The following is a 25,189-nucleotide window of genomic DNA, read 5'->3' as shown; positions in this document are numbered from 1 at the left end:
CACGCACAGAAGCCTAACACCCGTCAGTCCTGCTCTCCAGCGGCTTGCGGACCGAACAGCCCGAAGCGGGCCACTTTCAGTTGTCGCGAAGGCTCGATGTCGCGGTTGACCAGCGGCAGGATCAGCGCCATGGCGCCTTGATAGAGCGCGCCACTGCCCGTACCGGGTTCGCGGCAACGGTCGAACAGCGCGAGCAATAGAACGCCAATCGCGCCCGGCCACGGAGGCTCGTAGCGCGCGGCCACGTAGATTGTCTCGAAAAACCCGTGATGACCGTTGCGCAACAGGAAAGCGCTGATCGCCAACTGGAACCGCCAATAATCCTCCGGCGCAGGCACGCGGCCAAACCATTGCGGCAACTCCCCGCACAGCACCGCGCAGAGCGGGCTGATGCCAGCGACGAATGGGCTGTCCAACGGCTCCAGGTAACGGCTCGCCGGGCTGTCCGGCTCGGGCACGAACTGATGGTAGCCGCGGTATTTGTCCTCGGCGATCAGCCAATCGTCGTCCGTCAGCTCGGAGCGGCTGTTGAGGATCAGGTAAGGATCAACCGCTCCGCGCCGGCCCGACCAAGGGCCGTCTCCCAGCGGCGGGTGGCTGTTGACCGGTGCATACGACTGATCGGAGTGACGGGCGAGGGACACCAGTACCTGGCACACCGCCTGCCGGCGAAGGGCGCGGCCCGCGTTACTGTCCAGCAAAGTCCCAGCGCGGGCGCACAGCGCTGAATCGGCATCGGTCAGCGCCGTTTCGCCCAGCAATAACAGGCGCAATAACGTCAGCGCCTTTACCCGGTAGCCCATCGGTTCCAGCAGTGCGCCCAGCAACTGCCCGGCACGGCCCACGGTTGCCTGCAGGTAGGCATCTCCCAGCAATTTCGCCAGCCCCTGCTGGACAAGGTTTTCCCCCAGACCAAACAACAAGGTTTCCAGCGGCGGCCAGTGCCATACGCAGTGGGCAAAAGCCCGCTCCCAGAGCACCTTGCCCAGGTGATTGCCCTTGATATCCCGCAGGCTGTCGCGCACCACTTCCGGCGCCGTCAGGATCCCACCCGGGGTCAGGTGATTGCGCTCGAGCAGGCGCAGCCACTGCGCGCAGAACGCTGCGTGTTCGAGCGGATAGCGGAACCATGGGCAGGCCTCCCTGCCCCTCTCGCGCAACTGTTCAAGCCGGAGGAAGAACAATCCGTTTTGCACCCAGACTCGTCGCAGCTCGGAGACGCTGAGCAGGTGACTGCCCTTTTCGGTCACCGCGGCGAAGGGGGTCGCTGCCAGAAACCGGCCATCTCGGTGCAGTTCCAGCAGGTACAGACGTTCACCAAAGCCCAGCGCCTGCTCCCACTGACGAAGGCTGACAAACGTGCCATCGCGATCCGGGTCGTAATGCGTGCGGGCGTAACTTTCCAGAGCAATGGTCTGGAAGCTGCTGATATCGGCGTAACGATCAAGCAGTTCATTCAGGGCATGAGGCAGATCCACGTTGCGCACCTGATGCCCCGTGCGCCGCTCGTTGAAGACCTGCATGGCTACCTGGTTGGGCACCTTGCGGTCGACATTGAGCACACGGATCCGCGCGCCCTGGTTCAGCACCTGCACCAGAAAGCCTTTGCGCAGGGTCTGCTCGGACACCAGATAAAGCCCCAGCAGGTCGACCACGAACCCGGTGCGGACCAGCACCGAGCGGATCGGTGCGAAGGTCGGCGAGCGCGCGTGCGCAGGCTCGTGCTTGAGCCGGTACTGCTGCTGCCAGGACAGGGAGCGGTCGGTGGTGCCGAACGAAAAGTTCATCACCCCGTTGGCCTGCACCACCAGCTTGCCGTGGTCCAGGTACAGGTCCTTGAAGCGGCCGTCGTCGCTCGGGTCCACCAGCGCGACGTTCAGACGGACATAGCCGGGGCGCTCCTCCATCAACAGCAGCGACAGGTTGACCGGCAACTCATCCGAAGCCGCCGGGATCTCCTCCAGCGCCGCCAGGGCCGCTGGCCGCGCGCTCAGCGGCGCGTCGAGCACGGCGCGATAGCGCTCGGTCACCGTCTGCCAGCCCTGGGCGCGAGCGAACAGCTGGGTTCGCTGCTCGCCTGGCACAACCTGCGCGTCCAGCTTGCGCTGAGCCAGATGGCCGAGACGCTGCAAGCGCACCAGCAGCCCCTGACACGGCACCGCCAGGCCATTGCCGGCGACCAGCAGTTTCAGCGCCTTGCGCCAGGCCTGTTCGAAGCCTTGCATGGCCGCTTGCTGGCGCACGTAGAGCAGAATTTCGCCGTCCAGCCGACGGCCGTAATCATCACGCGCGGGCGTGGCTTCCTGCCGGTCCAGTTGCGCACGATAACGCCGCAAAAGGTCCAGGTGCTCGTCGATGGCGCGGGGTTTGTCCTGCGTGGTGTAGTACTGCGCGGCGAGGATATTGAGGGTCGTGCGCTGCATTTCCAGCAGGCGCCGGTCGACTTCGGCCAGGTAGTCGGCGCGCTCGCCGGGGGTCATGTGGAACCACGGGCTGCGCCGACCGGCCTCGGCAATACGTTGGTCGATCAGGGTATTGAGCAGGCGGGTGTAATCCCGCGAAGGGTGCGCCATGGGGATCGTCCGTGAGGGCCTGGGGAAGGCCGCGATGCTAACGCGCCAACCCGCCACACACGGACAGGGAACCGCTACCCGGCGTCGTGCACCACCACCAGCAACTGCGCCTGCACTTCACCCAGCGAGCGCAGGCGATGGGGGGTCTGGGCGTTGAAATACAAGGCATCGCCGCGTTCCAGCACAACCCGTTCGGTCATGAAATCGACCTCGACCCGGCCTTCATGGACGAACAGGAATTCCTCGCCCAGGTGCTCCTTGAACGTGGAATCGCTGAAGTCCGGCGGCGGGCTGATCAGGAACGGCAACAGGCTGCGCTGGCCGATCTGGTTGGCCAACACCGCATAGCCCGGCCCCTGGGGACTGCCCGAGAGCGACTGGCGCTCGCCCTGGCGAACCAGGCTGTAGCGGGCCTGGTGCGGAGCATCTTCGGCGAACAGTTCCTCGACATTGACGTTCAGCGCCCGCGCCAGTTTCAGCGCCGCGGCGATGGACGGCGTGTTCAGGCCGCGCTCGACCTTGGACAAGTAACTCTTGGTCATGCCGGATTTTTCGGCCAGCACCTCAAGGGTCACGCCAAGTTTTTTTCTCAATAATTTCAATCGGATAGACATGCGCCGCGCTTGATTCCAGTTCGTTGGGCAACTTTTCCCTTGCCTATGACACTTTGTGTCATATAGCCTTTGCTGTGTCATTCGACTGACCGCCCCGCTCACTTTCCAGGCAACCGGGACGGGCAAGCCATGACGCTTCATCACACCACCCGAGGACACCCGAATGGCCAACACAATGGCACTGCCCAAGGACCAACTGGTCCAGCAGGCCCTTGCGCGGATGCAAGGCTCGCTTGCCGATAATACGTGGACTGTACGAGAAAAGCTGGCCCTGACCTGTCGCATTCTCTTCGACCGCGGCCATGATTCCGGCCTGGCCGGGCAGATCAGCGCCCGTGGCCCGCAGCCCGGCACCTTCTACACCCAGCAACTGGGCCTGGGTTTCGACGAGATCAGCGCCAGCAACCTGCTGCTGGTCAACGAGGACCTGGAAGTGCTCGAAGGCCAAGGCATGGCCAACCCGGCCAACCGCTTCCACAGTTGGCTGTACCGCGCCCGCCCGGACGTCAACTGCATCATTCACACGCACCCGACCCACGTCGCGGCGCTGTCGATGCTGGAAGTGCCGCTGCAGGTATCGCACATGGACGTCTGCCCGCTGTATGACGATTGCGCTTTTCTCGAAAGCTGGCCGGGCGTGCCGGTGGGCAACGAAGAAGGTGAGATCATCGCCGCCGCGCTGGGCGACAAGCGCGCCATCCTGCTGACGCACCACGGACAGTTGTCTACCGGAGCCGATATCGAACAGGCCTGCGTCACCGCCAACCTGATCGAGCGCGCGGCGCAGTTGCAACTGCTGGCCATGTCGGCCGGGACCATCAAGCCCATCGACCCGGCCCTTGGCCGCGAGGCCCATGACTGGATCGACCGGCCCAAGCGCCACGGCGCCGCTTTCAACTATTTCGCCCGGCAAAGCCTGCGCCAGCACGCCGACTGCCTGAACTGAGCCCTTTCTGGAGTACGTTTCATGTCCACGACTTTTCACGGCATCATCGGCTACACCGTCACCCCGTTCAGCGCCGACGGCGAGCAACCCGACCTCGCCGCCCTCGGTCAGTCCATCGACCGCCTGATCGATGGCGGCGTGCAATCCATCGCCCCGCTGGGCAGCACCGGTGAAGGCGCCTACCTGAATGACCGCGAGTGGAGCCAGGTCGCTGAATTCAGCCTGGCCCATATCGACCGGCGCGTGCCGACCATCGTCAGCGTCTCCGACCTGACCACCGCCAACGCCATCCGCCGCGCGCGCTTCGCCGAAGCACAAGGCGCCGACGCCGTGATGGTGCTGCCGGCGGCGTACTGGAAGCTCAGCGAGGCGGAAATCCTCCGGCATTACCAGCGCATCGGCGACAGCATCGGCATCCCGATCATGCTCTACAACAACCCCGCCACCAGCGGCACCGACATGTCCGTGCCGTTGATCCTGCGCATTGTCGCGGCGGTGGAGAACGTGACCATGGTCAAGGAGAGCAGCGGCGACATCCAGCGCATGCACGCCCTGCACCAGCTCGGCGAAGGCCAGGTGCCGTTCTACAACGGCTGCAACCCGCTGGCCCTGGAAGCCTTCATCGCCGGCGCCAGCGGCTGGTGCACCGCTGCCGCCAACCTGATTCCGGCGCTGAACCAGCAGTTGTACCAGGCGGTGCTGGGCAACGACCTGGCACAGGCGCGGGCCTTGTTCTACAAGCAGTTGCCATTGCTGGAGTTCATCCTCAAGGGAGGTTTGCCGGCGACGATCAAGGCTGGTCTGAAGCTGGACGGGCTGGATTGCGGCGCGCCGCGCGCGCCGGTGTTCCCGCTGGATGACGCGGGGATTGGGCGGTTGAGTGCGCTGCTGGAACAGCTGCGCTAAGGGTCTGGAACTGACTTACCCCTGATCGGAGCACACCTCGGCCAGCTTCAGATACCGCAGCGTGTGCTCCTGCCCGGACGAGTCCAGGTAGGTCATGGCAGCCTTGATCACCTGGCACTCCTCGGTGACCGGCTCGGTCATGCTCAGTACTCTGGCGACGTCGAGACGCATGCCGTAGTGGTAATCGGTGGCGACATCCTGTGCCTGGGCGGCAGCCGCGAACAACAGGCCAAGCGACAGCAACAAATGCAGTTTCATAGTGAATCTCCTCGTTGCATGAGCAACGCGATGAGAACCGATGCAACCCTTTGAGTGTGGGCGCAGACCGCGGATTCCGTCGCCCGGGGGGATCAACGGCAACAAATCGGTTAACCTGCGCTCCCTGCCCCGACAAGCCATTCCCCATGGAACTGCATATCGTCCTGCATGGCCGCAAAGGCCTGGCCGACCAGCTTTACCAGCAACTGCGCGCCGGTATCGACAGCGGACGGCTGGCCGCCGGCACACAACTGCCGCCCACGCGGCTGCTGGCAGAGCAATTGGGCGTGTCACGCAAGACCGTGGCCGAAGCCTACTCGCGGCTGACCTACGACAACCTGCTCAGCGGCCAGGTCGGCCGCGGCACCTTCATCACGCCGCAACTGACCAGCGCCGCGCCCGCGCCGACCGCCACGCCGCTGGCCGGCGAGGACAGCCTGGCCCGTTGGCGCGCCCGTGGCATTCCCATGGGTCGCCCAGCGCTGGCACAACCGTCGCGCTACGACTTCATCGGTGGGGCGTCGAGCAAGGCCCATTTCCCGTTCGACGCCTGGCGCCAGTGCAGCCTGCATGCGCTGCGCCAGTGCCAGCGCACCGACACCCGCTACAGCAACGCTCAAGGCTTGCCCGAACTGCGCGAGGCCATCGCCCGGCACATCGCTTTTGCTCGTGGCGTGCATTGCAGCGGCGCCGATGTGCTGGTGTGCAACGGCGCGCAGCAGGCCCTCGACCTGATCGCCCGGGTGCTGATCGAGCCGGGCTGCACGGTGGCGATGGAAGATCCCGGTTATCCGCCGGCGCGGCACCTGTTCGAAGCCCTCGGCGCGCGCATCCAGCATGTGCCGGTGGACGCCGAAGGCCTTTGCGTGGAGCGGATCGACGCCGGTGTCCGGCTGATCTACGTCACGCCCTCGCACCAGTTCCCGCTGGGCATGCCTTTGAGCCTCCCGCGCCGCCACGCCCTGCTGGCCCGGGCCGCCGAGCTGGGCGCGGTGATCATCGAAGACGACTACGACAGTGAGTTTCGCTACGAAGGCCGGCCCACCGACGCCCTGCAAAGCCTCGATGAACACGGCCTGGTGGCCTATGTCGGCACCTTCTCCAAGACCGTGCTGCCGGAACTGCGCCTGGGCTACGCCATCCTGCCACCAGCGTTGCTGGAACCGGTGCGCATCGCCAAACAATTGAGCGACTGGCACACCTCGACCCTGAGCCAGTGGGCCCTGGCCCGCTTTATCAGCGAGGGCCATCTGCTCAAGCACATCCGTCGCTGCCACGACCTGTACGCGGCGCGCCGCGAGCGCATCCTGCAACGCTTGCAAGGCGACCTCAGCCCGTGGTTCGAGGCGGTGCCCACCACCGCGGGCTATCACCTGAGCGCGCTAGCCAAAGGCGAGCTGGACGTGGATTTTCTGATTGCCCTGGCGCGCAAGGTGGAAGTCGGGCTGTATTCCCTCGCGCCGTTCTTCACCGAAACAACGCCGCGCCACGGCCTGCTGCTGGGTTTCGGCGCTATCGAGCTGCTGGATATCGACCCGGCGCTGGACCGGGTGCGCGACACCCTGCAGCACCTCAGTTGACGGCGCTGGCCGGGCTCGCCGTGACCTTCATCGCCGCGGCGTAGCCGTTCGGTACGAAGCGCCCGGTGACCAACAGCATCAGCACCACGGTGACAGTCAGCAGCGTCCACGACGCCTGGAAATCGCCGCTGATATCCCGCAGCCACCCCGTCAGGTACGGCACCAGACCGGTGATGATGAAACCGATGCCCTGGACGAACGCCGCCAGCCCGCCGGCCTGGCGTGGGTCTTTGCAGTGTTCGAGGGTGAGCGTCAGGCTCAGGCTGAAGCAGGCGCCGAGCCCGAAACCAATCAGGCCCACCCACAAACCGGGTGACAACGCGGGGTCCAGCAACAGGCCGGCGAATCCGATTAACTGCGCGAGCAGCGCCAGCCACAGGCCGGGGCGGCGGTCCGCCAACCGGCGCAACAGCAGCGGCAAACCGAGCGCGCCGAGCACCTGGAAGATCGTCATCAGACCCACCAGTTCTCCACCGCCGCGTGCGCTGCCGCCGACCTGCTGATAGTAGGCCGGCAGCCAGGCCACCATGCTGGTGTAGCCGCCATTGATCAGGCCGAAGTAAATCGCCAGCAGCCAGGCCCGACGGTTGCCGAAGAAGTGTCCGCCGCCATTTGCGCCGCGCCCGGCGGCGGCTTCCAGTTTCGGCCCGACCAACCCGAGCAGGAGCAACGCCAGCAACACCGGCAACAGCCATACGCCCAGCCCCGCCTGCCAGTGTCCGAAATGCTCGGCGACCCGCGGCCCGAGCACCGCGGCCAGCCCGCCACCGCTCATCAAGGCCGCCGAATACACGCCCATCGCCAGCGCCAGCCGCCGGGAAAACCAGCGATTGACCAGCCCCGGCATCAGCGCCTGGACAAAGGCCACGCCAAGCCCGGCCAGCACCGCACTGGCGATCAGCGCCGTGCCGCTGCCCAGCAACAGGCGCCAGAAACAGGCCAGGCCAATGGCGCCCAGGCCCAACAACAGACCGCCCTGCTCGCTCAGCCACCGGCGCAACCACGGCTGCAACAACGGCACCAGGCCCATGCACAACACCGGCAATGCCGTCAGCAACGCGGCCTGCTGGTAGCCGATGCCGGTGCCGCTGCGGATGTCTTCCAATAGCGGACCGATGCTGGTGAGGATCGGCCGCAGGTTGACCGTCACCGCGATCACCAGCAGCAACAGTGCAGCGCTACGCCAGCGCGACGAGGCCTCGGTCATGCCGGGCGCACCTGCTGCCAGAGGCCGTACAGCCCGTCCTCGCCCTCCGGTTTCAGCGGCCGCAGCGGCAGCGACTGCTGTTGCGGCGGGCGGGCCATCTGCGCGTAGACCGCGGCGGTGGACAGGCCGTAGGGCTCGCCCTCCTCGTTGCTGTAAGCGAACCAGGCCCGCTCGATCCCGCACAAATGCATGGCGGCCAGGCACATCGGGCACGGATGGCCCGTGGCGTAGACCTCGCACCCGTCCAGACGCGGCCCCAACTGCCGGCTGGCCAGGCGGATCGCCTGCATTTCGGCGTGGGCGGTGGGGTCCTGGGTGCAATGGATTTCGTTGACCGCGCGGGCGATCACCTGCCCGTCACGCACCAGCAGCGCGGCGAATGGCCGGCCACCGGCCTGGATATTTTCCCGGGCCAGGGCCAGGGCTTCACGCATGAACGCGTCGTTACTCATCGGAAATTCCTCGGTGATTTCAGTGGGCGCCGGCAGCCAGCAACCGCTCGACAATCGCCTGCTGGCCGCGCTCGCGGGCGTGTTGCAGCGGGGTGACGCCATTGCGGTCGGCCAGGTTCACCTTCGCGCCGGCGTCGATCAGCAGCGTGACGATGGCCTGGTGATCCGGTCCGCCGTCGCTGAGCAGGATGGCTTCCAGCAGGCCGGTCCAGCCGAGGTTGTTGATGTGGTCGGGGTTGACGCCGGCCTTGAGCAAGCGCGCCACCACCGCCACATGACCGCGCTCGCAGGCGGGAATCAGCGCGGTGCCGCCGTAGCGGTTGGTGCTCTTCAGGTCGGCGCCGTGGGCCAGGGTCAGTTCGAGAATCTCCAGGTGACCCTCGGCCCCGGCCAGCAGATAGGGGCTGTCGTGGATGGCATTTTTGGCGTTGACGTCGGCACCGGCCTCGATCAACTGGCGAGCGGCATCGAGGTCGTTGCGCGCGGTGGCCAGCAGCAACGCGGTGTTGCCGCGGGCATCACGCTGGTCCACGGCGGCGCCGGAGCGCAGCAGCGTCTGCAGTTGCTGACGGTCACCGCTGACGACCGCTTGCGGCAGATCAGCGCAAGCGACGCTACTGGCGGCCAGCCCGAGGCCGGCGAGCACGCCGCGCCAGGGCTGTTTGCGGGTTCGGTTCGGGCGCATGGCATTCCCTCTGTCGAATGAGCCGCGATTATCCCGAGCGAGCGGTGTAGCATGAAATTAATTGATTTCATGCATACCAGTGGACTTGTGAATGCTTGACCCCCTCCTGCTCCGCGCCTTCGTTACCGTGGTGGAAACCGGCAACTTCACCCGTGCCGCCGACCGCCTGCACCTGACCCAATCCACCGTCAGCCAACAGATCATCCGCCTGGAACAGAGCCTCGGCAGCCGCCTGCTCGACCGCAGTCAGCGCCAGGTCTGGCCCACCGAGGCGGGCGAGCGACTGCTGGGCTATGCGCGGCGCATCCTGCGCCTGGAAGAAGAAGCACGCCTGGCGCTCAACCCCACCCAGACCCAGACCGCCCTGCGCCTGGGCGCGCCGGAAGACCTCGCCGGCGAACTGCTGACCGAAGCCCTGCGCGGCTTTATCGGCGAACGCCCGCACCTGCGCCTCGAAGTCGAGAGCGGCCTGAGCAATCCCCTGCTGCACCTTTACCGCAACGGCGAGCTGGACGTGCTGCTGGTCAAGCAATGGGGCGCCGACCGCGACTGCCACGCGCGCTGGCCGGAGCCGTTGTCCTGGGTTTGCAGCGCTCGCGGCATGGTCGCCCACGACCCGTTGCCGCTGGTGGTGTTCCCGGTGGGCGCGCTGTACCGCCAGGAAATGATCCACGCCCTGGAAAGCGCCGGCCGCCCCTGGCGAATCAGCTACTCCAGCACCAGCCTGGCCAGCCTCGGCGCCGCGGTCAGCGCGGGTTTGGGCGTCAGCCTGATTCCCAGCCGCTGCGTGCTGCCGGATCACCGGGAACTCAGCGAAGACGAAGGTTTTCCGCCGGTGGACGGGCTGGAACTGGCCCTGTATGCCAGGCCCGGGCTGGATGGGGATGGGCTGGCGTTGCGGGATTTGTTGATGGGCCTGGGTGAAGCGCGGGTGCGGGGGTGACGCGTATCGCGGCAACCCGATTGGCCTCCCCACAAATCCCGAAATTGGCTATCTGAAACCCGCCTCTCGCCGATTAAGGTGTGCTCCATCCCGCGCTGTCGCGGAACCACAACGGAGCTACCAGCATGACCACCCGCATCGAATGGGCCAAACACGCACCCGAAGCCTACAAAGCCATGATCGGCCTGGAGCAGGCCCTGGCCAAATCCGGGCTGGAGAACTCGCTGCTGGAGTTGATCCGCCTGCGCGCCTCGCAGATCAATGGCTGCGCCTACTGCGTGAACATGCACGCCAATGACGCGCGCAAGGCCGGCGAAACCGAAGCCCGGCTGCAGACCCTGAGTGTCTGGGCCGACACCGCCTACTTCACGCCTCGCGAGCAAGCCGCGCTGGCCTGGACCGAGAGCCTGACCCGGCTGCCGGAAAAACATGCGCCGCAACACCAGTACACGGCGCTGCTGGAGCATTTCAGTGAAACCGAAGTGGTCAACCTGACCCTGGCCATCGCCACCATCAATGCCTGGAACCGCTTCGGCGTGGGCTTTGCGATGGTTCCGGCCTAAGCCGGCCGCAGGCGCTGGCGATAGCTGCCAGGGCTCTCCCCCGTCCATTTCTTGAACGCCCGGTGAAACGCGCTGGGCTCCTGGAAGCCGGTCTGCTCGGCGATCTCGGCGACGCTGAGGTCGCTGTCGCGCAGGCATTCGAAGGCCATGGCCTGGCGCACTTCGTCCTTGATCTGCTGGAACGAGCAGCCTTCGCGCTCCAGTTGCCGGCGGAAGCTGCTGGGGCTCAGCCCCACTTGCCCGGCCAGGCCCAGCAGGGTCGGCCATTCGCCGTACTGGCGCAGGCGCAAATACCGATAGACCCGCGCCGCCAGGCCGTTCTGGTTGCGGTAACGCACCACCAGCCCTTGCGGCGCACTGCGCAGGAAGGTCTTCAGCGCGCCAAGGTCCTGCACCACCGGCAATTTCAGGTAGTCGGCGGAGAACTCCACTTCGGTGCGGCCGGTGCCGATCTGCAGGTTCGGCCCCCACAGCAGCGCATCGTCGTCCAGTGCTACCCGCGCATCGCTCAGTTCAGTGCGATCAATGGCGATACGCCGCCCGCCCAGCCAGCACAGCAGGCTGATCACCAGCACCAGCAAGGTTTCCTCGGCATAGACGCGCCGCTGCGGGTCGTCGATGCGCGAGTGCAGGCTGATCACCGCGCGTTGTCCGCGCAGGGTCAGGGTGCCGCGCATGTCCCGCAGGAACAGGCCGAAGTTGCCCAGGCACTGGCGCAGCGCTTTCTCCAGGTTCGGCTCCTGGATCAGCCCGCGACAGATCAGGGCGAAACTGCCCAGCGGCATGCCGTGGCTGTCGAGGTTGAAAAATTCGTCGTCCAGGGCCTCGATCAATATCAGCCACAGCCGGGCGAAGGCCGAGGCCGGCACGCGGGCGTTGAGTTCGTGGATCAGCACCGGATCGATGCCGGACTGCTGCAACAGCGCCGCGGCCCGCGCGGGCTGGTCGCGCAGGCTGTAGAGCATGATGTGGACGAAGTACATCGCGACCGAATCGTTTTCCCGCATGACAGCTTCCGCATTGACCTCGACGGCATGGCAAAAAGTAACAGCCCGGCTGGGCACTTAAGGCATAGGCCCGAACGCCCCCAGTGCCTAGACTCGACACACCCCGGGCGTGGCCGGGCGTCATTCTCTCAGAGCCACGTGGCTCCACGCCACGTCTTCGCCCATTGGAGTCGATCATGAACAACAACGATATCTACGTAGTCAGCGCCGTGCGCTCGGCCATTGGCACCTTCGGCGGTTCGCTCAAGGACCTGCCACTGGCGGACCTGGCGACCCAGGTCACCCGCGCCGCCATCGAACGCTCCGGCGTCGCCCCCGAGCAAATCGGCCACGTCGTGATGGGCAACGTGATCCCCACCGAGGCCCGCGATGCCTACCTGGGCCGGGTCGCCGCGATGAACGCCGGCATCCCCAAGGAAACCCCCGCTTTCAACGTCAACCGCCTGTGCGGTTCCGGCCTGCAGGCCATTGTATCGGCCGCGCAGACCCTGCTGCTGGGCGAAGCCGAAGCGGTGATCGCCGCCGGCGCCGAATCCATGAGCCGCGGCCCGTACCTGCTGACCCAGGCCCGCTGGGGCGCGCGCATGGGCGACATGAAGAGCATCGACTACATGCTCGGCATCCTGCACGACCCGTTCGAAGGCTTCCACATGGGCATCACCGCGGAGAACGTTGCCGAGAAGAACGGCATCACCCGCGCCATGCAGGATGAAGTCGCGATCACCAGCCAGCAACGCGCCGCCCGCGCCATTGCCGAAGGCCGCTTCGACAGCCAGATCGTGCCGATCGAAATCCCCGGCCGCAAAGGCCCGGTGCAGTTCAAGGTGGACGAGCACGTGCGCGGCGACGTCAGCAGCGAACAACTGGCCGCGATGAAAACCGCGTTCAAGAAAGACGGCACCGTCACCGCCGGCAACGCCAGCGGCCTGAACGATGGCGCCGGCGCGCTGGTGCTGGCCACCGGTGAGATGGTCAAGCGCCAGGGCCTGAAGCCGCTGGCCCGCCTGGTCGCCTACGCCCACGCCGGTGTCGAGCCGGAACTGATGGGCTTGGGCCCGGTGCCGGCGACCCGCAAGGTCCTGGAAAAAGCCGGCCTGAAGGTGTCCGACCTGGACGTCATCGAATCCAACGAAGCCTTCGCCGCCCAGGCCTGCGCGGTGTCCCAGCAACTGGGCTTCGACCCGGAGAAGGTCAACCCCAACGGCTCCGGCATCTCCCTCGGCCACCCGGTGGGCGCTACCGGCGTGATCATCGCCACCAAGGCGATCCATGAATTGCAACGCATCAAAGGCCGCTACGCGCTGGCGACCATGTGCATCGGCGGCGGCCAAGGCATCGCCGTGCTGTTCGAACGGGCTTGAAGGAAACCATGAAGATGACGCTTGAAAGAATCGCCGTGATCGGCGCCGGGACCATGGGCAACGGCATCGCGCAGGTCTGCGCGGTGGCCGGTTACCAGGTCACCCTGATCGATGTCTCCGACGCCGCGCTGGAGCGTGGCGTGGCGACCCTGCGCAAGAACCTGGATCGCCAGGTCAGCAAGCAGACCCTGGAAGCGGCCCAGGCCGAAGCCGCGGTCACCCGCATCCGCACCAGCACCGACTACGCCGCGCTCAACGACGCGCAGTTGGTGATCGAAGCGGCGACCGAAAACCTCGAGCTGAAAAAACGCATCCTCCAGCAGGTCGCGGCCAACGTCAGTGAACAGTGCGTGATCGCCACCAACACCTCGTCGCTGTCGGTGACCCAACTGGGCGCGGCCATCAGCGCGCCGCAGCGGTTTATCGGGGTGCACTTCTTCAACCCGGTGCCGATGATGGCGCTGGTCGAGGTGATCCGCGGCCTGCAAACCAGCGACGCGACCTACGCCACCGCCATGGAACTGACCGGCAAGGTCGGCAAGACCGCGATCACCGCCGGCAACCGTCCGGGCTTCGTGGTCAACCGCATCCTGGTGCCGATGATCAACGAAGCGATCTTCGTCCTGCAGGAAGGCCTGGCCAGCGCCGTGGACATCGACACCGGCATGCGCCTGGGCTGCAACCAGCCGATCGGCCCGCTGGCGCTGGCCGACCTCATCGGCCTGGACACTCTGCTGGCGATCATGGAGGCCTTCCACGAAGGCTTCAATGACAGCAAATACCGCCCCGCCCCGCTGCTCAAGGAGATGGTCGCGGCCGGCTACCTGGGCCGCAAGAGCGGTCGCGGTTTCCACACGTACGAGTAAGCCACCATGCCCAAGACCTGTGCCGAACGCTGCGCCGATTACGAAGACCGTCGCGACAAGGCTCTCGAACTGTTCGCCGCCAAGGGGTTCGGCCAGGTCAGCATGCGCGAGCTGGCTGCCCATGTGGGCCTCACCGCCGGCTCGCTTTACCACCATTTCCCGAGCAAGCAGCACCTGTTGTTCGACCTGATCGAAGAACTGTTCGAAGAGCTGCTTGCCACCCTGCATCCGGCCGGCCGGGGCAAGCCCATCAACGTGCGCCTGTCCGCGGTGATCCGGGCGCACTGGGCGCTGCACGCGGAACGGCCGCTGCATTTCCGCCTCGCCGAACGCGACCTCTGCTGCCTGAGCGATGAGCAACAGGCGCACATCGCGCAGATGCGCCGGCAGTACGAAACCCGTCTGCTGCAGGCGATCGCGCCGTCCACCCGGCTCACCGGCCCGGCGTTGGAGGCCGCCGCGCATGTCGTCGCCTCCATGCTCAACAGCCTGCCGGGCTGGCTGCAAAGCTCACCCCTGCCCCAGGCCCAGCGGCTGGCGCTGATGGAGAACATGCTGCTCGGCGCGATCGAACGCACGCTGCCGGAATGCATCAGTTCTGCGGCGTGAGTGTCATCGATTCGGGTGAATGACCCGCTGCCCCTCGGCGTCAGGCCGATGAACGAACAACCCGTCGAGCAAGGGGCTGTTCGAGTGCAGCGGCGCGTTCCAGTGCGCGGAGCAGTGAATGTAGCGACGCCGCAGCAAGGCCATTTCCATCGTATCCAGCCCATGCGTCGGCGTCTGGCCGAGCGCGTAGGCTTGCAGTTTCGCGGCAATTTCGTGCAATTCGCTGGGTAGCCCAAGTTCGGCGCAGTCCGGCACAGGTGCCAGCGGCACGCCGCCACCCACGGCCAAGGCATGCATCAGCCTCAGGTACACCAGCGACAATTCCCCCCGCACCCGCCGAGCACCGAGGATCTGCGCCCGCACGCGCTTCTCTGGGCGGAGGTCGCGCTTGGGCAAGAAAGGCTGGTCGGTGCTCTGGAGATCAATACTGAGTTCGAACCCCTGCGCCTCCCATTTACCGCACTGCTGTTCCAGGCACTGGCTGGCCTGCATCCACGCGCGGCTTTGGCGCTCGGGTAGATGCCGTGGCTCCAGGCTGCTGAAGGGGCGTTCCAGGCGAAGCAACTCCTGCTCCTCCGGCAGATAGCCGCCACCGATGTCGGTGTGCGAACCCGGCAGCAGCAGGTCGTTGTCACTGGCCACCAGCGGGAAATTCACCCGGCGCTCGTCGGCCGCCGTCAGTTGCACCACCTGACGCGCGAGTCCTTCGCGCAGGCCGAGCTGCAGCCCGTCGTAGACGCGGTTGGCGGCGCTGAAGTTGCCTTTGAGCGGCGCCCAGATTGCGGCCACGGTGTCGAACAGACCGATGAAGTTGAGGGCCAGCGGATAACCGAGGCAGACACCCGCGAGCCCGTTGGCGAAATGCCGGGCCGCCGCCGCACCGCGGCTGAAGCCGAACAGATCGAGTTCGACGGTGCGAATCCCGCGCCCGGGGTTGTGCTGGATGAACGCGTCGAGCAACCCGCTGATCCGCGCGGCAAGCGGCTCCAGCAGCGCCCACACGCCCAACTCGTGAAGGCCGGTCGCCTGGCCCCGCAGAGAATCCGCTTCACCGCGCCGCGTACCAACGCCTTCGATATAGAGCGCCATCGCCGCCCGCGTCGCGCCGGGATCGAGGCACTGCCGCGCCTGTTGCGGATAAAGCTGAAACAACCGCGCCACATTGCTCTTGCCGGTGGCGTAGCTGCCCGAGGTGTTGCCGGAGGCGGCGCCTTGCTCGTGGTTGTGCAGATTGAGCCCGGTGCCGTCGAAAAACAGCCCCAGGTGCAGGGTGATCGCGTGAGGATCGGAGGGTATTGACGGATTCATGACGGTTCCTGTGTCGAGAAAACAAGGAACCGATCGGATCATCCCGCTGAAAGACGGGATGCAGGAAAATTTCCCTTAATTCGTATGAATCGCCTGACGCTAGCGGAGCAACCGCTGGATCTGCTCGCGCAGGCTGTCCAGGTCGAACGGCTTGGCCAGGATCGGCGCGCGGAACGCGATCGGGCTGCCTGACTCGCGGATTTCCGCGGGGTAGCCGCTGATGAAAATGACTTTCAGGTCAGGCCGCAGCTTGACCGCGGGCTCGGCGATATCGACCCCGGAAATGCCGCCCGGCAGGCGAAAGTCGGTGACCATCAGGTCCAGGTGCGGCTTGCTGGCCAGGATCTCGAACGCCTGCGCGCCGTCCTCGGCCAGCAGAACGCGGTAACCCTCGCCCGACAGGTAGTCATTGAGGACCATCCGGATAACCGGTTCGTCTTCGACGACCAGTACTACATCTTGTGCATCTTCACTCATGCCAACGCCTTGATTCGGTTCATTCGGGTGGTGTCGTTCGTTGATAGACCCCTGGCTTACGCAGAGGTTGCCTGTTGAAGATCACTTTCGTTTTCCGCGGCATTTCCCTGCATATCGCATACCAGCGGCAGGCTGACGCGGAACGTCGCGCCCTCGCCTTCGGCGCTCTGCACCACGATGCTGCCGCCATGGGCCAGGACGATCTGCTCGGAAATGTACAGCCCGAGGCCGAGCCCGGCGACGCTCAGGTTGGAACTGACCCGCTCGAACTGCTGGAAAATCCGCTGCTGGTTTTCCGGGCTGATGCCAATCCCTTCGTCGCGCACCTCGACGCAGGCCATGCCCGCGCTCGCCGATACCCGCACATGCACCGGGCGCTTGGCGCCATAACGCAGGGCGTTGCTGAGCAGGTTGGCGATCACCTGCTCGATGCGGAATTCATCCCAGACGCCTTCCACGCCGTCGTTGATCACCAGCTCGATCGACGATCCGGCGGCGGCGGCCTGGGCGGAGAAGTTCTCCACCAGGCCGCTCACCAGTTGCGCCAGGTCGAAGCGCGAAGGCCGAATCGACAGTTTGCCGGTGCGGATCCGCGAGACATCGAGCATGTCTTCGATCAGGCGGATCAGGCTGTTGATCTGGCGCTCGTCGCGCTCGACCATGGCGCGCATCTTGTCCAGGGTGAAGGCATCGGCGTTGTCCCGCGCCAGGTGCAGCTTGCGCAACTGGGTTTCGAGAATCAGGCCGTTGAGCGGCGTGCGCACTTCATGCGAGACGATCGACATGAAGTCATCGCGCATGCGCACCGCGCGCTCCAGCTCGCCGCGCGCCACCTGCAACTGTTCCAGCAGCAGTTGCTGCTCCTGGCGACCGCGCTCCAGCGCCTGCAATTGCTGGTCGAGGGCCTTGCGCTGGCGGTACAGCTCGACAAACACGGTGACCTTGCTTTTCACCGCGTGGGTGTCCAGCGGTTTGTGCAGGAAATCCACCGCGCCGCTTTCGTAGCCCTTGAAGGCGTAGTTCATCTCCCGCGCCGCGGCGCTGACGAAGACGATGGGAATGTGCTTGGTCTTTTCCGTGCCGCGCATCAGTTCGGCCAGCTCGAAGCCGTTCATGCCCGGCATCTGTACATCGAGGATGGCCAGGGCGAATTCGTGCTCCAACAGCAGCGACAGCGCCTGGTCGGCGGAGCTCGCCTGGTACACCGTGCGATCGTTGCCCTTGATCAGCGCTTCGAGCGCCAGCAGGTTCTCCGGGAGATCGTCGACGATCAGCAGTTTGGCTTGGATATGGCTTAGCATTCTTGTGCTTCCAGCTTGGCGAGCAGATGCCCGATGCCGTTCAAAGGGAGTATATGGTCGGGCCGGTGCAGCGCCAGCGCAGCGTTTGGCATGGTGGCGACCTGAGCCTGGGCCGGGTCCTGGACGACGGTAAGACCACCGTACTCACTGATTCGTGCCAGACCACTGGCACCGTCTTCGTTGGCACCGGTCAGCAGCACGCCGACCAGCCCCGGGCCAACGGCGTCGGCGGCGGATTCGAAGAGCATGTCGATCGAGGGCCGCGAGTAATGCACCCGCTCTTCCTGGCTCAGGGACAGCGAGCGGTCACGCTCCAGCGACAGGTGATAGCCGGGGCAGGCGACATAGATCATCCCCGCCTCGAGGCTTTCCTTGTCCCGCGCCTCGCGCACCGGCCGCTTCAGCCGGCGGGCGAAAACCTCGGCCAGTTGGCTTTCGTGGTCGTCCGGCAGGTGCAGCACGCAGAGCACCGGAATCGCGAACGCCCGCGGCAGCAGCGCCAGCACCGAGAGCAGCGCACTGACGCCGCCCGCCGAGGCCCCCATGACGATCACTTCGGCCCTGTTCATAGTTTGCGGTAGATCCGTTCCGGCTTGACCAGCGCTTCGAAGCGGTCGGCGTAGGCGGAAAAGTCCAGCGTTTCCTTGCTGCCCAGCACCAGGAATCCACGGTGGCAGAGCGATTCGTGGAACAGCCCGAAAGAGCGGTCCTGCAGGCCCTTGTTGAAGTAGATCAGCACGTTGCGGCAGGACACCAGTTGCGTCTCGGAGAACACGCTATCGGTGGCCAGGCTGTGGTCGGCGAAGGTGACGTTATCGCGCAGGCTGCTGTCGACAATGGCGTTGCCATAGGCGCAGGTGTAGTAGTCGCTGAAGGCACGCTGGCCGCCGGCGGCGATGTAGTTCTGCTCGTAGTCGCGCATCGACTGCATCGAGTAAATGCCCTGCTTGGCCTTCTCCAGCGACTTGGGATTGATGTCGGTGGCGTAAATGATGGTGCGTTCGAGCAGGCCCTCTTCGCGCAGCAGGATGGCCATGGAATAGACCTCTTCACCGGTGCTGCAGCCGGCGATCCAGATCTTGATCGACGGCCAGGTCTTCAGGTGCGGCACCACCTCCCGGCGCAGGGCCAGGAAGTGGCTCGGGTCACGAAACATCTCGCTGACCGGGATGGTCAGGAACTGCAGCAGTTGCATGAACATTCCCGGATCGTGCAGCACCCGCTCCTGCAGGGCGGTGATCGTCGCGCAGTCGAAATGCCGCGCGGCATGCAGGATCCGGCGCTTGATCGAAGCGCCGGAGTAATCGCGAAAGTCGTAGCTGTACTTGAGGTAGATGGCCTCGATCAACAGCCGGATTTCAATGTCGGTGTTACGTTCGCTTGTCAAATTCGCTCCAGTTGCGGCAGCCAGACACGGATCAGGGAAAACAGCCGGTCCAGGTCAATCGGTTTGGCCAGGTAATCATTGGCGCCGGCCTGCAGACAACGCTCCTGGTCGTCCTTCATCGCCTTGGCGGTCACCGCGATGATCGGCAGCTTGCGCCAGCGCGGGTCCTTGCGGATCAGCCGGGTGGCCTCGAAACCATCCATCTCCGGCATCATCACGTCCATCAGCACCAGGTCGATATCGCCGCCCTGCTCGAGTTTTTCGATGGACTCGCGGCCGTTGCGGGCGATCTCCACCAGCGCGCCCTTGTGCTCCAGGGCGCTGGTCAGGGCGAAGATGTTGCGCACATCGTCGTCCACCAGCAGGATCCTGCGGCCTTCGAAGACCTTGTCGCGGCTGCGCGCGGTCCTGAGCATGCGTTGCCGTTCATGGGACAGCGTCGATTCGACTTTGTGCAGGAACAACGTCACTTCATCCAGCAGGCGCTCCGGCGAGCGCGCGCCCTTGATGATGATCGAGCGCGAGTACTTGAGCAGTTCGGTTTCTTCGTCGCGGGTCAGGTTGCGCCCGGTGTAGACGATCACCGGCGGGAAGGCGCGGATCTCGTCGATGGTCATGCGCTTGAGCAGCTCGTTGCCGAGCATGTCTGGCAGTTTGAAGTCGATCACCATGCAGTCGTAGATGTTCTCGCGCAGCAGTTCCAGCGCTTCCTGCGCGGTCGCCACGGCGGTGATCTGCACATCGTCATCGCCGATCAGGCGGGCGATGCTTTCGCGCTGCAGGTCGTCGTCTTCCACCAGCAGGATGTGCTTGAGTTTCTGGGTCAGCTTGTCTTCCAGGCGGGCGAACACGGTTTTCAGCTCGTCGCGGCTGGTGGGCTTGACCACATACCCCACGGCGCCCATGTGCATGGCGGTCTCGACCCGGTCCTCGACGGAAATCACGTGCACCGGGATGTGCCGCGTGGCGGCCTGTTCCTTGAGCCGTTGCAGCACGGTCAGCCCGGAATGGTCGGGCAGGCGCATGTCCAGCAGGATGGCGTCGGGAATGAACCGCGCGGCCAGTTCGAAGCCGTCGTCGGCGGCCTGCGCCACCAGGCAGTTGTAGCCCAGCTCGTGGGCCAGGTCGAAGAGGATGCGGGCGAAGTTCGGCTCGTCCTCGATCACCAGGATGCAGCGGTTGGAGAACGGTGCCAGTTGCCGGTCGTCCTCGAAGGACAGGCGCTTGGCCGGCGCCGCCAGCGGGGTCGGCGGCAGCGGATCGATCAGCGCCGGCGCGACCACCACCGGCTGGGACAATGGCTGTGGACGCGAGATAGGCGAAGGCCCGACCTGTTCGACGATCGGCTCGTACGCCTCCGGCAGAATCAGGCTGAACACGCTGCCCTTGCCCGGTTCGCTCTGCACCTGGATCTGCCCGCCAAGCAAACGCGCCAGATCGCGGGAAATCGACAGGCCCAGGCCGGTACCGCCAAAGCGGCGGTTGGTGGTGCCGTCGGCCTGATGGAAGGCTTCGAAGATGAGTTGCTGCTGGTCCGCCGCGATGCCGATGCCGCTGTCGCGCACATGGAACACGATGCCGCTGCCAGGCTGGTGGGTGACGGTCAGGCTGACCTGGCCGCGATCGGTGAACTTCAGCGCGTTGGACAGCAGGTTCTTGAGGATCTGTTCCAGGCGCTGGCGGTCGGTGTAGAGGGTCGCCGGCACATCCGGCTCGATGTTGACGCTGAAGGCCAGACCCTTGTCCGCCGCCAACGGCTCGAACATGCCGCGCAGGCCCTCGGCCAGGCGCGCCACCTGGGTGGTTTCGGCGCGCACGTCGAGTTTGCCGGCCTCGACCTTGGCGATGTCGAGGATGTCGTTAATCAGATTGAGCAGGTCGTTGCCCGCGGAGTAGATCGATTCAGCGAACTTGACCTGCTCGTCGCTGAGGTTTTCCTGCGGGTTCTCGGCCAGCAGCTTGGCCAGGATCAGCGAGCTGTTGAGCGGTGTGCGCAGCTCATGGGACATGTTGGCGAGGAATTCGGACTTGTACTTGCTGGAGCGCTGCAGTTCCTCGGCGCGCTCCTGCAACTGCACCTGGGCTTCGTTCAGCTCGGTGTTCTTGTGGTCCAGGGCATCGCGCTGGGACGCAAGGGCGTCGGTGCGTTCGGCCAGTTGCTCGTTGGTCTGCTCAAGCTCGGCGCGCTGGGTTTCCAGGTAGGCCTGGGACTCCTTGAGCACCCGCGATTGTTCTTCCAGCTCTTCGTTGGCGGTTTTCAGTTCTTCCTGCTGCACCTGCAGCTCTTCGTTGAGTTGCTGGGTCTGGGCCAGCACTTCCTGCAGGCGCTGGCGGTAACGCGCGCTCTCGATGGAGGTGCCGAGGTTGTTGGCGACCCGCTCCAGCAATTCGCCGTCACGCGGGCTCAGCGGACGCAGGAAACCCAGTTCAAGCACGCCATTGACCTGGCCGTCGTTGCTCGACGGCATCACCAGCACGCTGCGCGGCAGGCCCTCGCCGAGCCCGGAGCTGACCTTGAAATAATCTTCCGGCACATCGTCCAGCACCATCAGACGGCTCTGGCTGACAGCCTCGGCCAGCAGCCCTTCGTGGGAGCCGACCACCTGGTCCCGGGCTTCCTGCTCGCGGGAGAAACCGTAGCTGGCGACGCGGTGCAGATCGCCTTGCTCGTCACGCACGTACAGCGCGGCGACCACGCTGCCCAGGTAGTTGGAGAAGAACTGCAAAATGTTGTGGCCCAGGGTCGGCAGGGTCTGCTGGCCCAGCACCCGCTCGGCCAGTTGCGACTGGCCGCTGCGGATCCAGGCCTGCTGTTGAAGGTGCTCGGTGGCACGTTCCTGGGCCTGGAGGTTTTCCTGATAGCTGGTGGAGAGGTTGATCAGGTCGCGCCGGCCAATCCACGCCAGCAGGCCACTGATCAGGATGATGAACGCCAGGTACAGGGAAATGGACACCCAGGTGGTGGTACTGACCTGTTCGTTGCGCTTGGCCCGCAGTTGCTGCTCCAGGGCGACGAAGTCTTCGTACTCCTTGCGTGTCTGGTCGGTCAGGCGCTTGCCGCGACCGGCCTCGATATCCGAGCGGTAGTCACCGCCACTGCGGCGCGACTGGATCATCTCCCGTGCGAAGATGTCCCACTCGGCCTGCAGCGCTTCCAGGCGGCCGAGGCGATCGATCTGTGTCGGGTTGTCCGCCACCAGTTCGCGCAGGGTCTTCATCTGCGCGCTGATCCGTGGCTTGGCCAGTTCGTAGGGATCGAGAAAATGCTCGTCGCCGGTGAGCAGGTAGCCCCTCATGCCGGTTTCCATGTCGATGGACAGCTTCAGCGACTCGTTGGCGTTGTTGATCACCCGGTCGGTGTGACCGACCCACTGGATGACCGAGAGCAGGTAGGCGATTACCGTGACAAACACCACGGCACTCAACAGGCCGACCCCGAGGGGCAGGCTGATATTGCGCACCAGCAGCTTGCGGAAGCGCTGTTGGTCGGTTGTTGAGGCTGAATGATTCATCTGTAGGGTCCGGGCGGCAGAATTGGGTTGATTTTTTTGTCTTATGGTTCAGGTTTTCGATCTGACATGCAAACCGCAACCACGCTGCCCCTCCCAGTCTATCCATGTTCACGGCAATCGACAGGGCACAAAGCCAGTATTTGAGGCATCGGTTCGCCAATCGTTCCCTGCTTCAACGTCGACCGCTATGCTGCACATCACTGATGCCGGGGAACTTCCTGCGGCGTTGCGTTTACAGAGTCAGTAATACCTATTGCCGCAGGAGCAACCCATGCCCGCTATTCCCCCTCTTCTGGTCGTTGAAGACGACAACATCGTGCGCATGCTGTTGGTCGATGTGCTCAATGAGCTGGGGTACGAGGTTACCGAGGCCCAAGACGGCGAAGAGGCACTCAAGCTGATCGAAGACTCGCAACAGCCCTTTTCGCTGATGCTCACTGACGTCGGCCTGCCCGGCATGAACGGCCAGGAACTGGCCCGCCTGACCCGCGAATTGCGCCCGCTGCTGCCGATCGTGTTTGCCAGCGGCTATGGCTCGACCATGGATGTGCCGGAAGGCATGCATGTGATTGGCAAGCCGTTCACCATTGATCAGTTGCGGGACAAGATGAAGGGGATTCTTGGTTGAACCCAGCTTGTCAGCGCCCTTGAGATCGAGCGCCGCTTGCGCGGCGCAACCCCCCAATAACCAAACTACCCCCTTCCCTTCCTCCCTTATGCAAAACCCCACCCATGTGTCTTCAATCTGAAATATGACCAGCGGGTCACATTTTCTCCGATCCCTCTCCTACACTGGCAAATCCTGCGTGGTACCGCCCGGACAACCCGACCGAAAAAAGTTGAAACTTTCGGATCACAGCGCCAGTCAGGAATTTAAGTAGGTCATCGCTTCCGGCGTTCCCGGGCGCGGCCCACCCATCCCTACACTTCGTCAGTTCGCCAATGGCAGGAGCGCCATTTGGCGTAGCGCTTGCACGGGTGACAGGGACGCAACACTGCACAGCAGAAGAGAGATAGACCGAACAGGCATCGCATTAGGGTGATTCACCCGCAGAACAAGGGATGGAGAGAAGTATGATCAGTGCCGCTGTCGAACCGCATACCGAGCATTTCAATCCGGACACCAGCGCCCCCGTGGGCAGTGACATCGTCGCAACGAGCCGTGGCTATGCCGCCGACGCCAGACAGAACCGGCACAAACGCAAAGTCTTGTTCGTCACTTCGGAAATCGCCGACCTGGTCAAGACCGGCGGCCTGGGCGACGTCTCCGCCGCCCTGCCCCGCGCCATGAGCCACCTGCACGATGTCCGCGTGCTGATCCCCGGCTACCCGCAAGTGATGGAAAGCGACAACCCGATCCATGTGGTCGGCGAACTGGGTGGCCACGCGGCGCTGCCCGCCTGCCAGATCGGCCGCATGGACCTGCCGGACGGCCTGGTCATCTACGTCCTCATCTGCCCCGAGCTGTACCAGCGCGAAGGCACGCCCTACGGCGCCAACAACGGCCGTGACTGGCCCGACAACCACATTCGCTTCGCCCGCCTGGGCCTGGCCGCCGCCGAAATCGCCGCAGGCGAAGGCATGGTCCACTGGACCCCGGACCTGGTCCACGCCCACGACTGGCCCGCCGGCCTGGCCCCGGCCTATATGCACTGGCGCGGCCTGAGCACCCCGACCCTGTTCACCATTCACAACCTCGCCTACCAGGGCGTGGTCAGCCGCGCCTGCTGCCCGGAACTGGCGATTCCCGAACACGCCCTGCAACAGGAAGGCATGGAGTTCTACGGCAAGCTGTCGTTCCTCAAGGCGGGCCTGGCCTACTCCAGCCACATCACCACGGTCAGCGCCACCTACGCCCGCGAAATCACCACGCCGGCATTCGGCTGCGGGCTCGACGGTTTCCTCGACAGCAAGGCCCAGCAAGGGCTGCTCAGCGGCATTCCGAACGGCATCGACGAGAGCTGGAACTCGGCCACCGACAGCCACCTGGAACACCGCTTCGGCCTCAATGACTGGGAGGGCAAGGCCGCTAACGCCACCCAGGTGCGCGAACTGTTCGGCCTTGAGCCGTCCACCGGCCCGCTGTTCGCCGTGGTCTCGCGACTGGTCTATCAGAAAGGCCTCGACCTGACCTTGGGCGTGGCCGAGTTCATCGTCGAGCAAGGCGGCCAGCTCGCCATCATCGGCCGCGGCGAACCCGAGGAAGAACAGGCCATGCGCGAGCTGGCAGTGCGCTTCCCCGGCCGCATCGGCGTGCGCATCGGCTTCAACGAGACCGATGCCCGGCGCATGTTCGCCGGCAGCGATTTCCTGCTGATGCCTTCGCGCTACGAGCCCTGCGGCCTGAGCCAGATGTACGCGCAGCGCTTCGGTTCGTTGCCGGTGGCGCGCAATACCGGCGGCCTGGCCGACACCATCGAGAGCGGCGTCACCGGCTTCCTGTTCGACGAATCCACCGTGGAAAGCTACCGCGAGGCGCTGCAACGGGCCTTCTACGTTTTCGAGAAGAAACCGCTGCTCAACGCCATGCGCTGCCTGGCGATGACCCAACCCTTCAACTGGTGCCAGGCGGTGGAACCCTACGCCCGGCTGTACGAGGAACTGGTCGTCCGCGCCACTAGCCAGCGGGGGTAA

General features: G+C 64.9%; 23 protein-coding genes. 10 read left to right on the top strand and 13 right to left on the bottom strand.

The window, feature by feature from the left end; all coding sequences use genetic code 11:
• Positions 1-23 precede the first annotated feature (23 nt).
• Both NTD88_RS04315 and NTD88_RS04310 read right to left on the bottom strand, forming a co-directional pair.
• Entirely contained in the window at positions 24-2,573 is a 2,550-nt protein-coding gene (locus NTD88_RS04315) for a hypothetical protein (RefSeq protein ID WP_262155973.1), read from the bottom strand.
• A gap of 74 nt (positions 2,574-2,647) precedes the next feature.
• Positions 2,648-3,187 (bottom strand): helix-turn-helix domain-containing protein, encoded by a 540-nt coding sequence (locus tag NTD88_RS04310; protein ID WP_095153714.1) that lies wholly within the window; start codon positions 3,185-3,187, stop codon positions 2,648-2,650.
• A 163-nt stretch (positions 3,188-3,350) separates the two neighbouring features.
• Between NTD88_RS04310 and NTD88_RS04305 the strand changes: the two genes are divergently transcribed.
• Together NTD88_RS04305 and NTD88_RS04300 are read left to right on the top strand one after the other, a co-directional pair.
• A complete protein-coding gene (locus NTD88_RS04305) occupies positions 3,351-4,133 on the top strand; it encodes an aldolase (RefSeq protein ID WP_095153715.1) in 783 nt (260 codons plus the stop codon).
• Between the two features lie 21 nt (positions 4,134-4,154).
• Entirely contained in the window at positions 4,155-5,039 is an 885-nt protein-coding gene (locus NTD88_RS04300; protein ID WP_262155974.1) for a dihydrodipicolinate synthase family protein, read from the top strand.
• 15 nt (positions 5,040-5,054) lie between these two features.
• On the opposite strand, the gene NTD88_RS04295 is transcribed toward NTD88_RS04300, so the two are convergent.
• Entirely contained in the window at positions 5,055-5,297 is a 243-nt protein-coding gene (locus NTD88_RS04295) for a DUF2790 domain-containing protein (protein ID WP_262155975.1), read from the bottom strand.
• Positions 5,298-5,443: 146 nt separating this feature from the next.
• Here NTD88_RS04295 and NTD88_RS04290 point away from each other — a divergent pair, with 146 nt between their 5' ends.
• Entirely contained in the window at positions 5,444-6,877 is a 1,434-nt protein-coding gene (locus tag NTD88_RS04290; RefSeq protein WP_262155976.1) for a PLP-dependent aminotransferase family protein, read from the top strand.
• Here the strand turns inward: NTD88_RS04290 and NTD88_RS04285 are convergent.
• The 3 genes from NTD88_RS04285 to NTD88_RS04275 are packed head-to-tail and all read right to left on the bottom strand — an operon-like array spanning position 6,870 to position 9,221.
• Positions 6,870-8,084, bottom strand: coding sequence for a cyanate transporter (locus NTD88_RS04285; RefSeq protein ID WP_262155977.1), 1,215 nt, complete (start codon positions 8,082-8,084; stop codon positions 6,870-6,872). The genes NTD88_RS04290 and NTD88_RS04285 overlap by 8 nt on opposite strands.
• Positions 8,081-8,536: a nucleoside deaminase gene (locus NTD88_RS04280; RefSeq protein ID WP_262155978.1), complete on the bottom strand. Its 456-nt coding sequence runs from the start codon at positions 8,534-8,536 to the stop codon at positions 8,081-8,083. Before NTD88_RS04280 ends, NTD88_RS04285 begins: the two co-directional genes overlap by 4 nt.
• 19 nt (positions 8,537-8,555) lie before the next feature.
• Positions 8,556-9,221 carry an ankyrin repeat domain-containing protein gene (locus NTD88_RS04275; RefSeq protein ID WP_410017081.1) on the bottom strand — a complete coding sequence of 222 codons (666 nt, stop codon included), beginning with the start codon at positions 9,219-9,221 and terminating at the stop codon, positions 8,556-8,558.
• Between the two features lie 91 nt (positions 9,222-9,312).
• Here NTD88_RS04275 and NTD88_RS04270 point away from each other — a divergent pair, with 91 nt between their 5' ends.
• A complete protein-coding gene (locus NTD88_RS04270) occupies positions 9,313-10,164 on the top strand; it encodes a LysR substrate-binding domain-containing protein (RefSeq protein WP_262155979.1) in 852 nt (283 codons plus the stop codon).
• Between the two features lie 125 nt (positions 10,165-10,289).
• Positions 10,290-10,727 (top strand): carboxymuconolactone decarboxylase family protein, encoded by a 438-nt coding sequence (locus tag NTD88_RS04265; protein WP_095153723.1) that lies wholly within the window; start codon positions 10,290-10,292, stop codon positions 10,725-10,727.
• Here the strand turns inward: NTD88_RS04265 and NTD88_RS04260 are convergent.
• On the bottom strand, positions 10,724-11,734 hold the full coding sequence (locus NTD88_RS04260) for an AraC family transcriptional regulator (protein WP_095153724.1): 1,011 nt from the start codon (positions 11,732-11,734) through the stop codon (positions 10,724-10,726). The two genes, NTD88_RS04265 and NTD88_RS04260, sit on opposite strands and share 4 nt — an antisense overlap.
• Before the next feature lie 176 nt (positions 11,735-11,910).
• Between NTD88_RS04260 and NTD88_RS04255 the strand changes: the two genes are divergently transcribed.
• Genes NTD88_RS04255 through NTD88_RS04245 form a run of 3 tightly spaced genes read left to right on the top strand, consistent with a single transcriptional unit; the run spans position 11,911 to position 14,570 of the window.
• Complete coding sequence (locus NTD88_RS04255) at positions 11,911-13,095, top strand: acetyl-CoA C-acyltransferase family protein (protein ID WP_095153725.1); 1,185 nt, start codon at positions 11,911-11,913, stop codon at positions 13,093-13,095.
• Between the two features lie 14 nt (positions 13,096-13,109).
• Positions 13,110-13,961, top strand: coding sequence for a 3-hydroxybutyryl-CoA dehydrogenase (locus tag NTD88_RS04250; protein ID WP_262155980.1), 852 nt, complete (start codon positions 13,110-13,112; stop codon positions 13,959-13,961).
• Between the two features lie 6 nt (positions 13,962-13,967).
• Positions 13,968-14,570: a TetR/AcrR family transcriptional regulator gene (locus NTD88_RS04245; RefSeq protein WP_262155981.1), complete on the top strand. Its 603-nt coding sequence runs from the start codon at positions 13,968-13,970 to the stop codon at positions 14,568-14,570.
• Positions 14,571-14,573: 3 nt separating this feature from the next.
• Here the strand turns inward: NTD88_RS04245 and NTD88_RS04240 are convergent, their stop codons facing one another.
• The 6 genes from NTD88_RS04240 to NTD88_RS04215 form a co-directional block, all read right to left on the bottom strand.
• Positions 14,574-15,878 carry a T6SS phospholipase effector Tle1-like catalytic domain-containing protein gene (locus NTD88_RS04240; RefSeq protein ID WP_262155982.1) on the bottom strand — a complete coding sequence of 435 codons (1,305 nt, stop codon included), beginning with the start codon at positions 15,876-15,878 and terminating at the stop codon, positions 14,574-14,576.
• A 99-nt stretch (positions 15,879-15,977) separates the two neighbouring features.
• Positions 15,978-16,355 carry a response regulator gene (locus NTD88_RS04235; RefSeq protein ID WP_095153729.1) on the bottom strand — a complete coding sequence of 126 codons (378 nt, stop codon included), beginning with the start codon at positions 16,353-16,355 and terminating at the stop codon, positions 15,978-15,980.
• Between the two features lie 56 nt (positions 16,356-16,411).
• Positions 16,412-17,656: a hybrid sensor histidine kinase/response regulator gene (locus tag NTD88_RS04230; RefSeq protein WP_262155983.1), complete on the bottom strand. Its 1,245-nt coding sequence runs from the start codon at positions 17,654-17,656 to the stop codon at positions 16,412-16,414.
• The gene (locus NTD88_RS04225; RefSeq protein WP_095153731.1) at positions 17,650-18,225 is read right to left on the bottom strand and encodes a chemotaxis protein CheB; all 576 of its coding nucleotides are present in this window, start codon (positions 18,223-18,225) and stop codon (positions 17,650-17,652) included. Before NTD88_RS04225 ends, NTD88_RS04230 begins: the two co-directional genes overlap by 7 nt.
• Entirely contained in the window at positions 18,222-19,043 is an 822-nt protein-coding gene (locus tag NTD88_RS04220; protein WP_095153732.1) for a CheR family methyltransferase, read from the bottom strand. The genes NTD88_RS04225 and NTD88_RS04220 overlap by 4 nt, the downstream gene beginning before the upstream one ends.
• On the bottom strand, positions 19,040-22,555 hold the full coding sequence (locus tag NTD88_RS04215) for a response regulator (RefSeq protein ID WP_262155984.1): 3,516 nt from the start codon (positions 22,553-22,555) through the stop codon (positions 19,040-19,042). The genes NTD88_RS04220 and NTD88_RS04215 overlap by 4 nt, the downstream gene beginning before the upstream one ends.
• 271 nt (positions 22,556-22,826) lie before the next feature.
• Between NTD88_RS04215 and NTD88_RS04210 the strand changes: the two genes are divergently transcribed.
• Both NTD88_RS04210 and glgA read left to right on the top strand, forming a co-directional pair.
• The gene (locus NTD88_RS04210; protein ID WP_262155985.1) at positions 22,827-23,183 is read left to right on the top strand and encodes a response regulator; all 357 of its coding nucleotides are present in this window, start codon (positions 22,827-22,829) and stop codon (positions 23,181-23,183) included.
• A gap of 446 nt (positions 23,184-23,629) precedes the next feature.
• Entirely contained in the window at positions 23,630-25,189 is a 1,560-nt protein-coding gene (gene glgA, locus NTD88_RS04205; RefSeq protein ID WP_262130534.1) for a glycogen synthase GlgA, read from the top strand.

Origin of the sequence: Pseudomonas sp. 20P_3.2_Bac5, from assembly GCF_025466035.1 — a bacterium.
Lineage (GTDB): Bacteria > Pseudomonadota > Gammaproteobacteria > Pseudomonadales > Pseudomonadaceae > Aquipseudomonas.
The sequence above is the reverse complement of the archived record's forward strand: the minus strand, read 5'-3'. Positions and strand labels throughout refer to the sequence as shown.

What these genes read in the sequence shown, in the direction of transcription:
- NTD88_RS04315 (WP_262155973.1), bottom strand. Translation starts at nt 2,573, where the DNA reads ATGGCGCACCCTTCGCGGGATTACACCCGCCTGCTCAATACCCTGATC.
- NTD88_RS04270 (WP_262155979.1), top strand. Translation starts at nt 9,313, where the DNA reads ATGCTTGACCCCCTCCTGCTCCGCGCCTTCGTTACCGTGGTGGAAACC.
- NTD88_RS04240 (WP_262155982.1), bottom strand. Translation starts at nt 15,878, where the DNA reads ATGAATCCGTCAATACCCTCCGATCCTCACGCGATCACCCTGCACCTG.
- NTD88_RS04210 (WP_262155985.1), top strand. Translation starts at nt 22,827, where the DNA reads ATGCCCGCTATTCCCCCTCTTCTGGTCGTTGAAGACGACAACATCGTG.
- NTD88_RS04290 (WP_262155976.1), top strand. Translation starts at nt 5,444, where the DNA reads ATGGAACTGCATATCGTCCTGCATGGCCGCAAAGGCCTGGCCGACCAG.
- NTD88_RS04285 (WP_262155977.1), bottom strand. Translation starts at nt 8,084, where the DNA reads ATGACCGAGGCCTCGTCGCGCTGGCGTAGCGCTGCACTGTTGCTGCTG.
- NTD88_RS04230 (WP_262155983.1), bottom strand. Translation starts at nt 17,656, where the DNA reads ATGCTAAGCCATATCCAAGCCAAACTGCTGATCGTCGACGATCTCCCG.
- NTD88_RS04250 (WP_262155980.1), top strand. Translation starts at nt 13,110, where the DNA reads ATGACGCTTGAAAGAATCGCCGTGATCGGCGCCGGGACCATGGGCAAC.
- NTD88_RS04215 (WP_262155984.1), bottom strand. Translation starts at nt 22,555, where the DNA reads ATGAATCATTCAGCCTCAACAACCGACCAACAGCGCTTCCGCAAGCTG.
- NTD88_RS04300 (WP_262155974.1), top strand. Translation starts at nt 4,155, where the DNA reads ATGTCCACGACTTTTCACGGCATCATCGGCTACACCGTCACCCCGTTC.
- NTD88_RS04295 (WP_262155975.1), bottom strand. Translation starts at nt 5,297, where the DNA reads ATGAAACTGCATTTGTTGCTGTCGCTTGGCCTGTTGTTCGCGGCTGCC.
- NTD88_RS04305 (WP_095153715.1), top strand. Translation starts at nt 3,351, where the DNA reads ATGGCCAACACAATGGCACTGCCCAAGGACCAACTGGTCCAGCAGGCC.
- NTD88_RS04255 (WP_095153725.1), top strand. Translation starts at nt 11,911, where the DNA reads ATGAACAACAACGATATCTACGTAGTCAGCGCCGTGCGCTCGGCCATT.
- NTD88_RS04265 (WP_095153723.1), top strand. Translation starts at nt 10,290, where the DNA reads ATGACCACCCGCATCGAATGGGCCAAACACGCACCCGAAGCCTACAAA.
- NTD88_RS04310 (WP_095153714.1), bottom strand. Translation starts at nt 3,187, where the DNA reads ATGTCTATCCGATTGAAATTATTGAGAAAAAAACTTGGCGTGACCCTT.
- NTD88_RS04280 (WP_262155978.1), bottom strand. Translation starts at nt 8,536, where the DNA reads ATGAGTAACGACGCGTTCATGCGTGAAGCCCTGGCCCTGGCCCGGGAA.
- NTD88_RS04275 (WP_410017081.1), bottom strand. Translation starts at nt 9,221, where the DNA reads ATGCGCCCGAACCGAACCCGCAAACAGCCCTGGCGCGGCGTGCTCGCC.
- NTD88_RS04245 (WP_262155981.1), top strand. Translation starts at nt 13,968, where the DNA reads ATGCCCAAGACCTGTGCCGAACGCTGCGCCGATTACGAAGACCGTCGC.
- NTD88_RS04235 (WP_095153729.1), bottom strand. Translation starts at nt 16,355, where the DNA reads ATGAGTGAAGATGCACAAGATGTAGTACTGGTCGTCGAAGACGAACCG.
- NTD88_RS04260 (WP_095153724.1), bottom strand. Translation starts at nt 11,734, where the DNA reads ATGCGGGAAAACGATTCGGTCGCGATGTACTTCGTCCACATCATGCTC.
- NTD88_RS04225 (WP_095153731.1), bottom strand. Translation starts at nt 18,225, where the DNA reads ATGAACAGGGCCGAAGTGATCGTCATGGGGGCCTCGGCGGGCGGCGTC.
- glgA (WP_262130534.1), top strand. Translation starts at nt 23,630, where the DNA reads ATGATCAGTGCCGCTGTCGAACCGCATACCGAGCATTTCAATCCGGAC.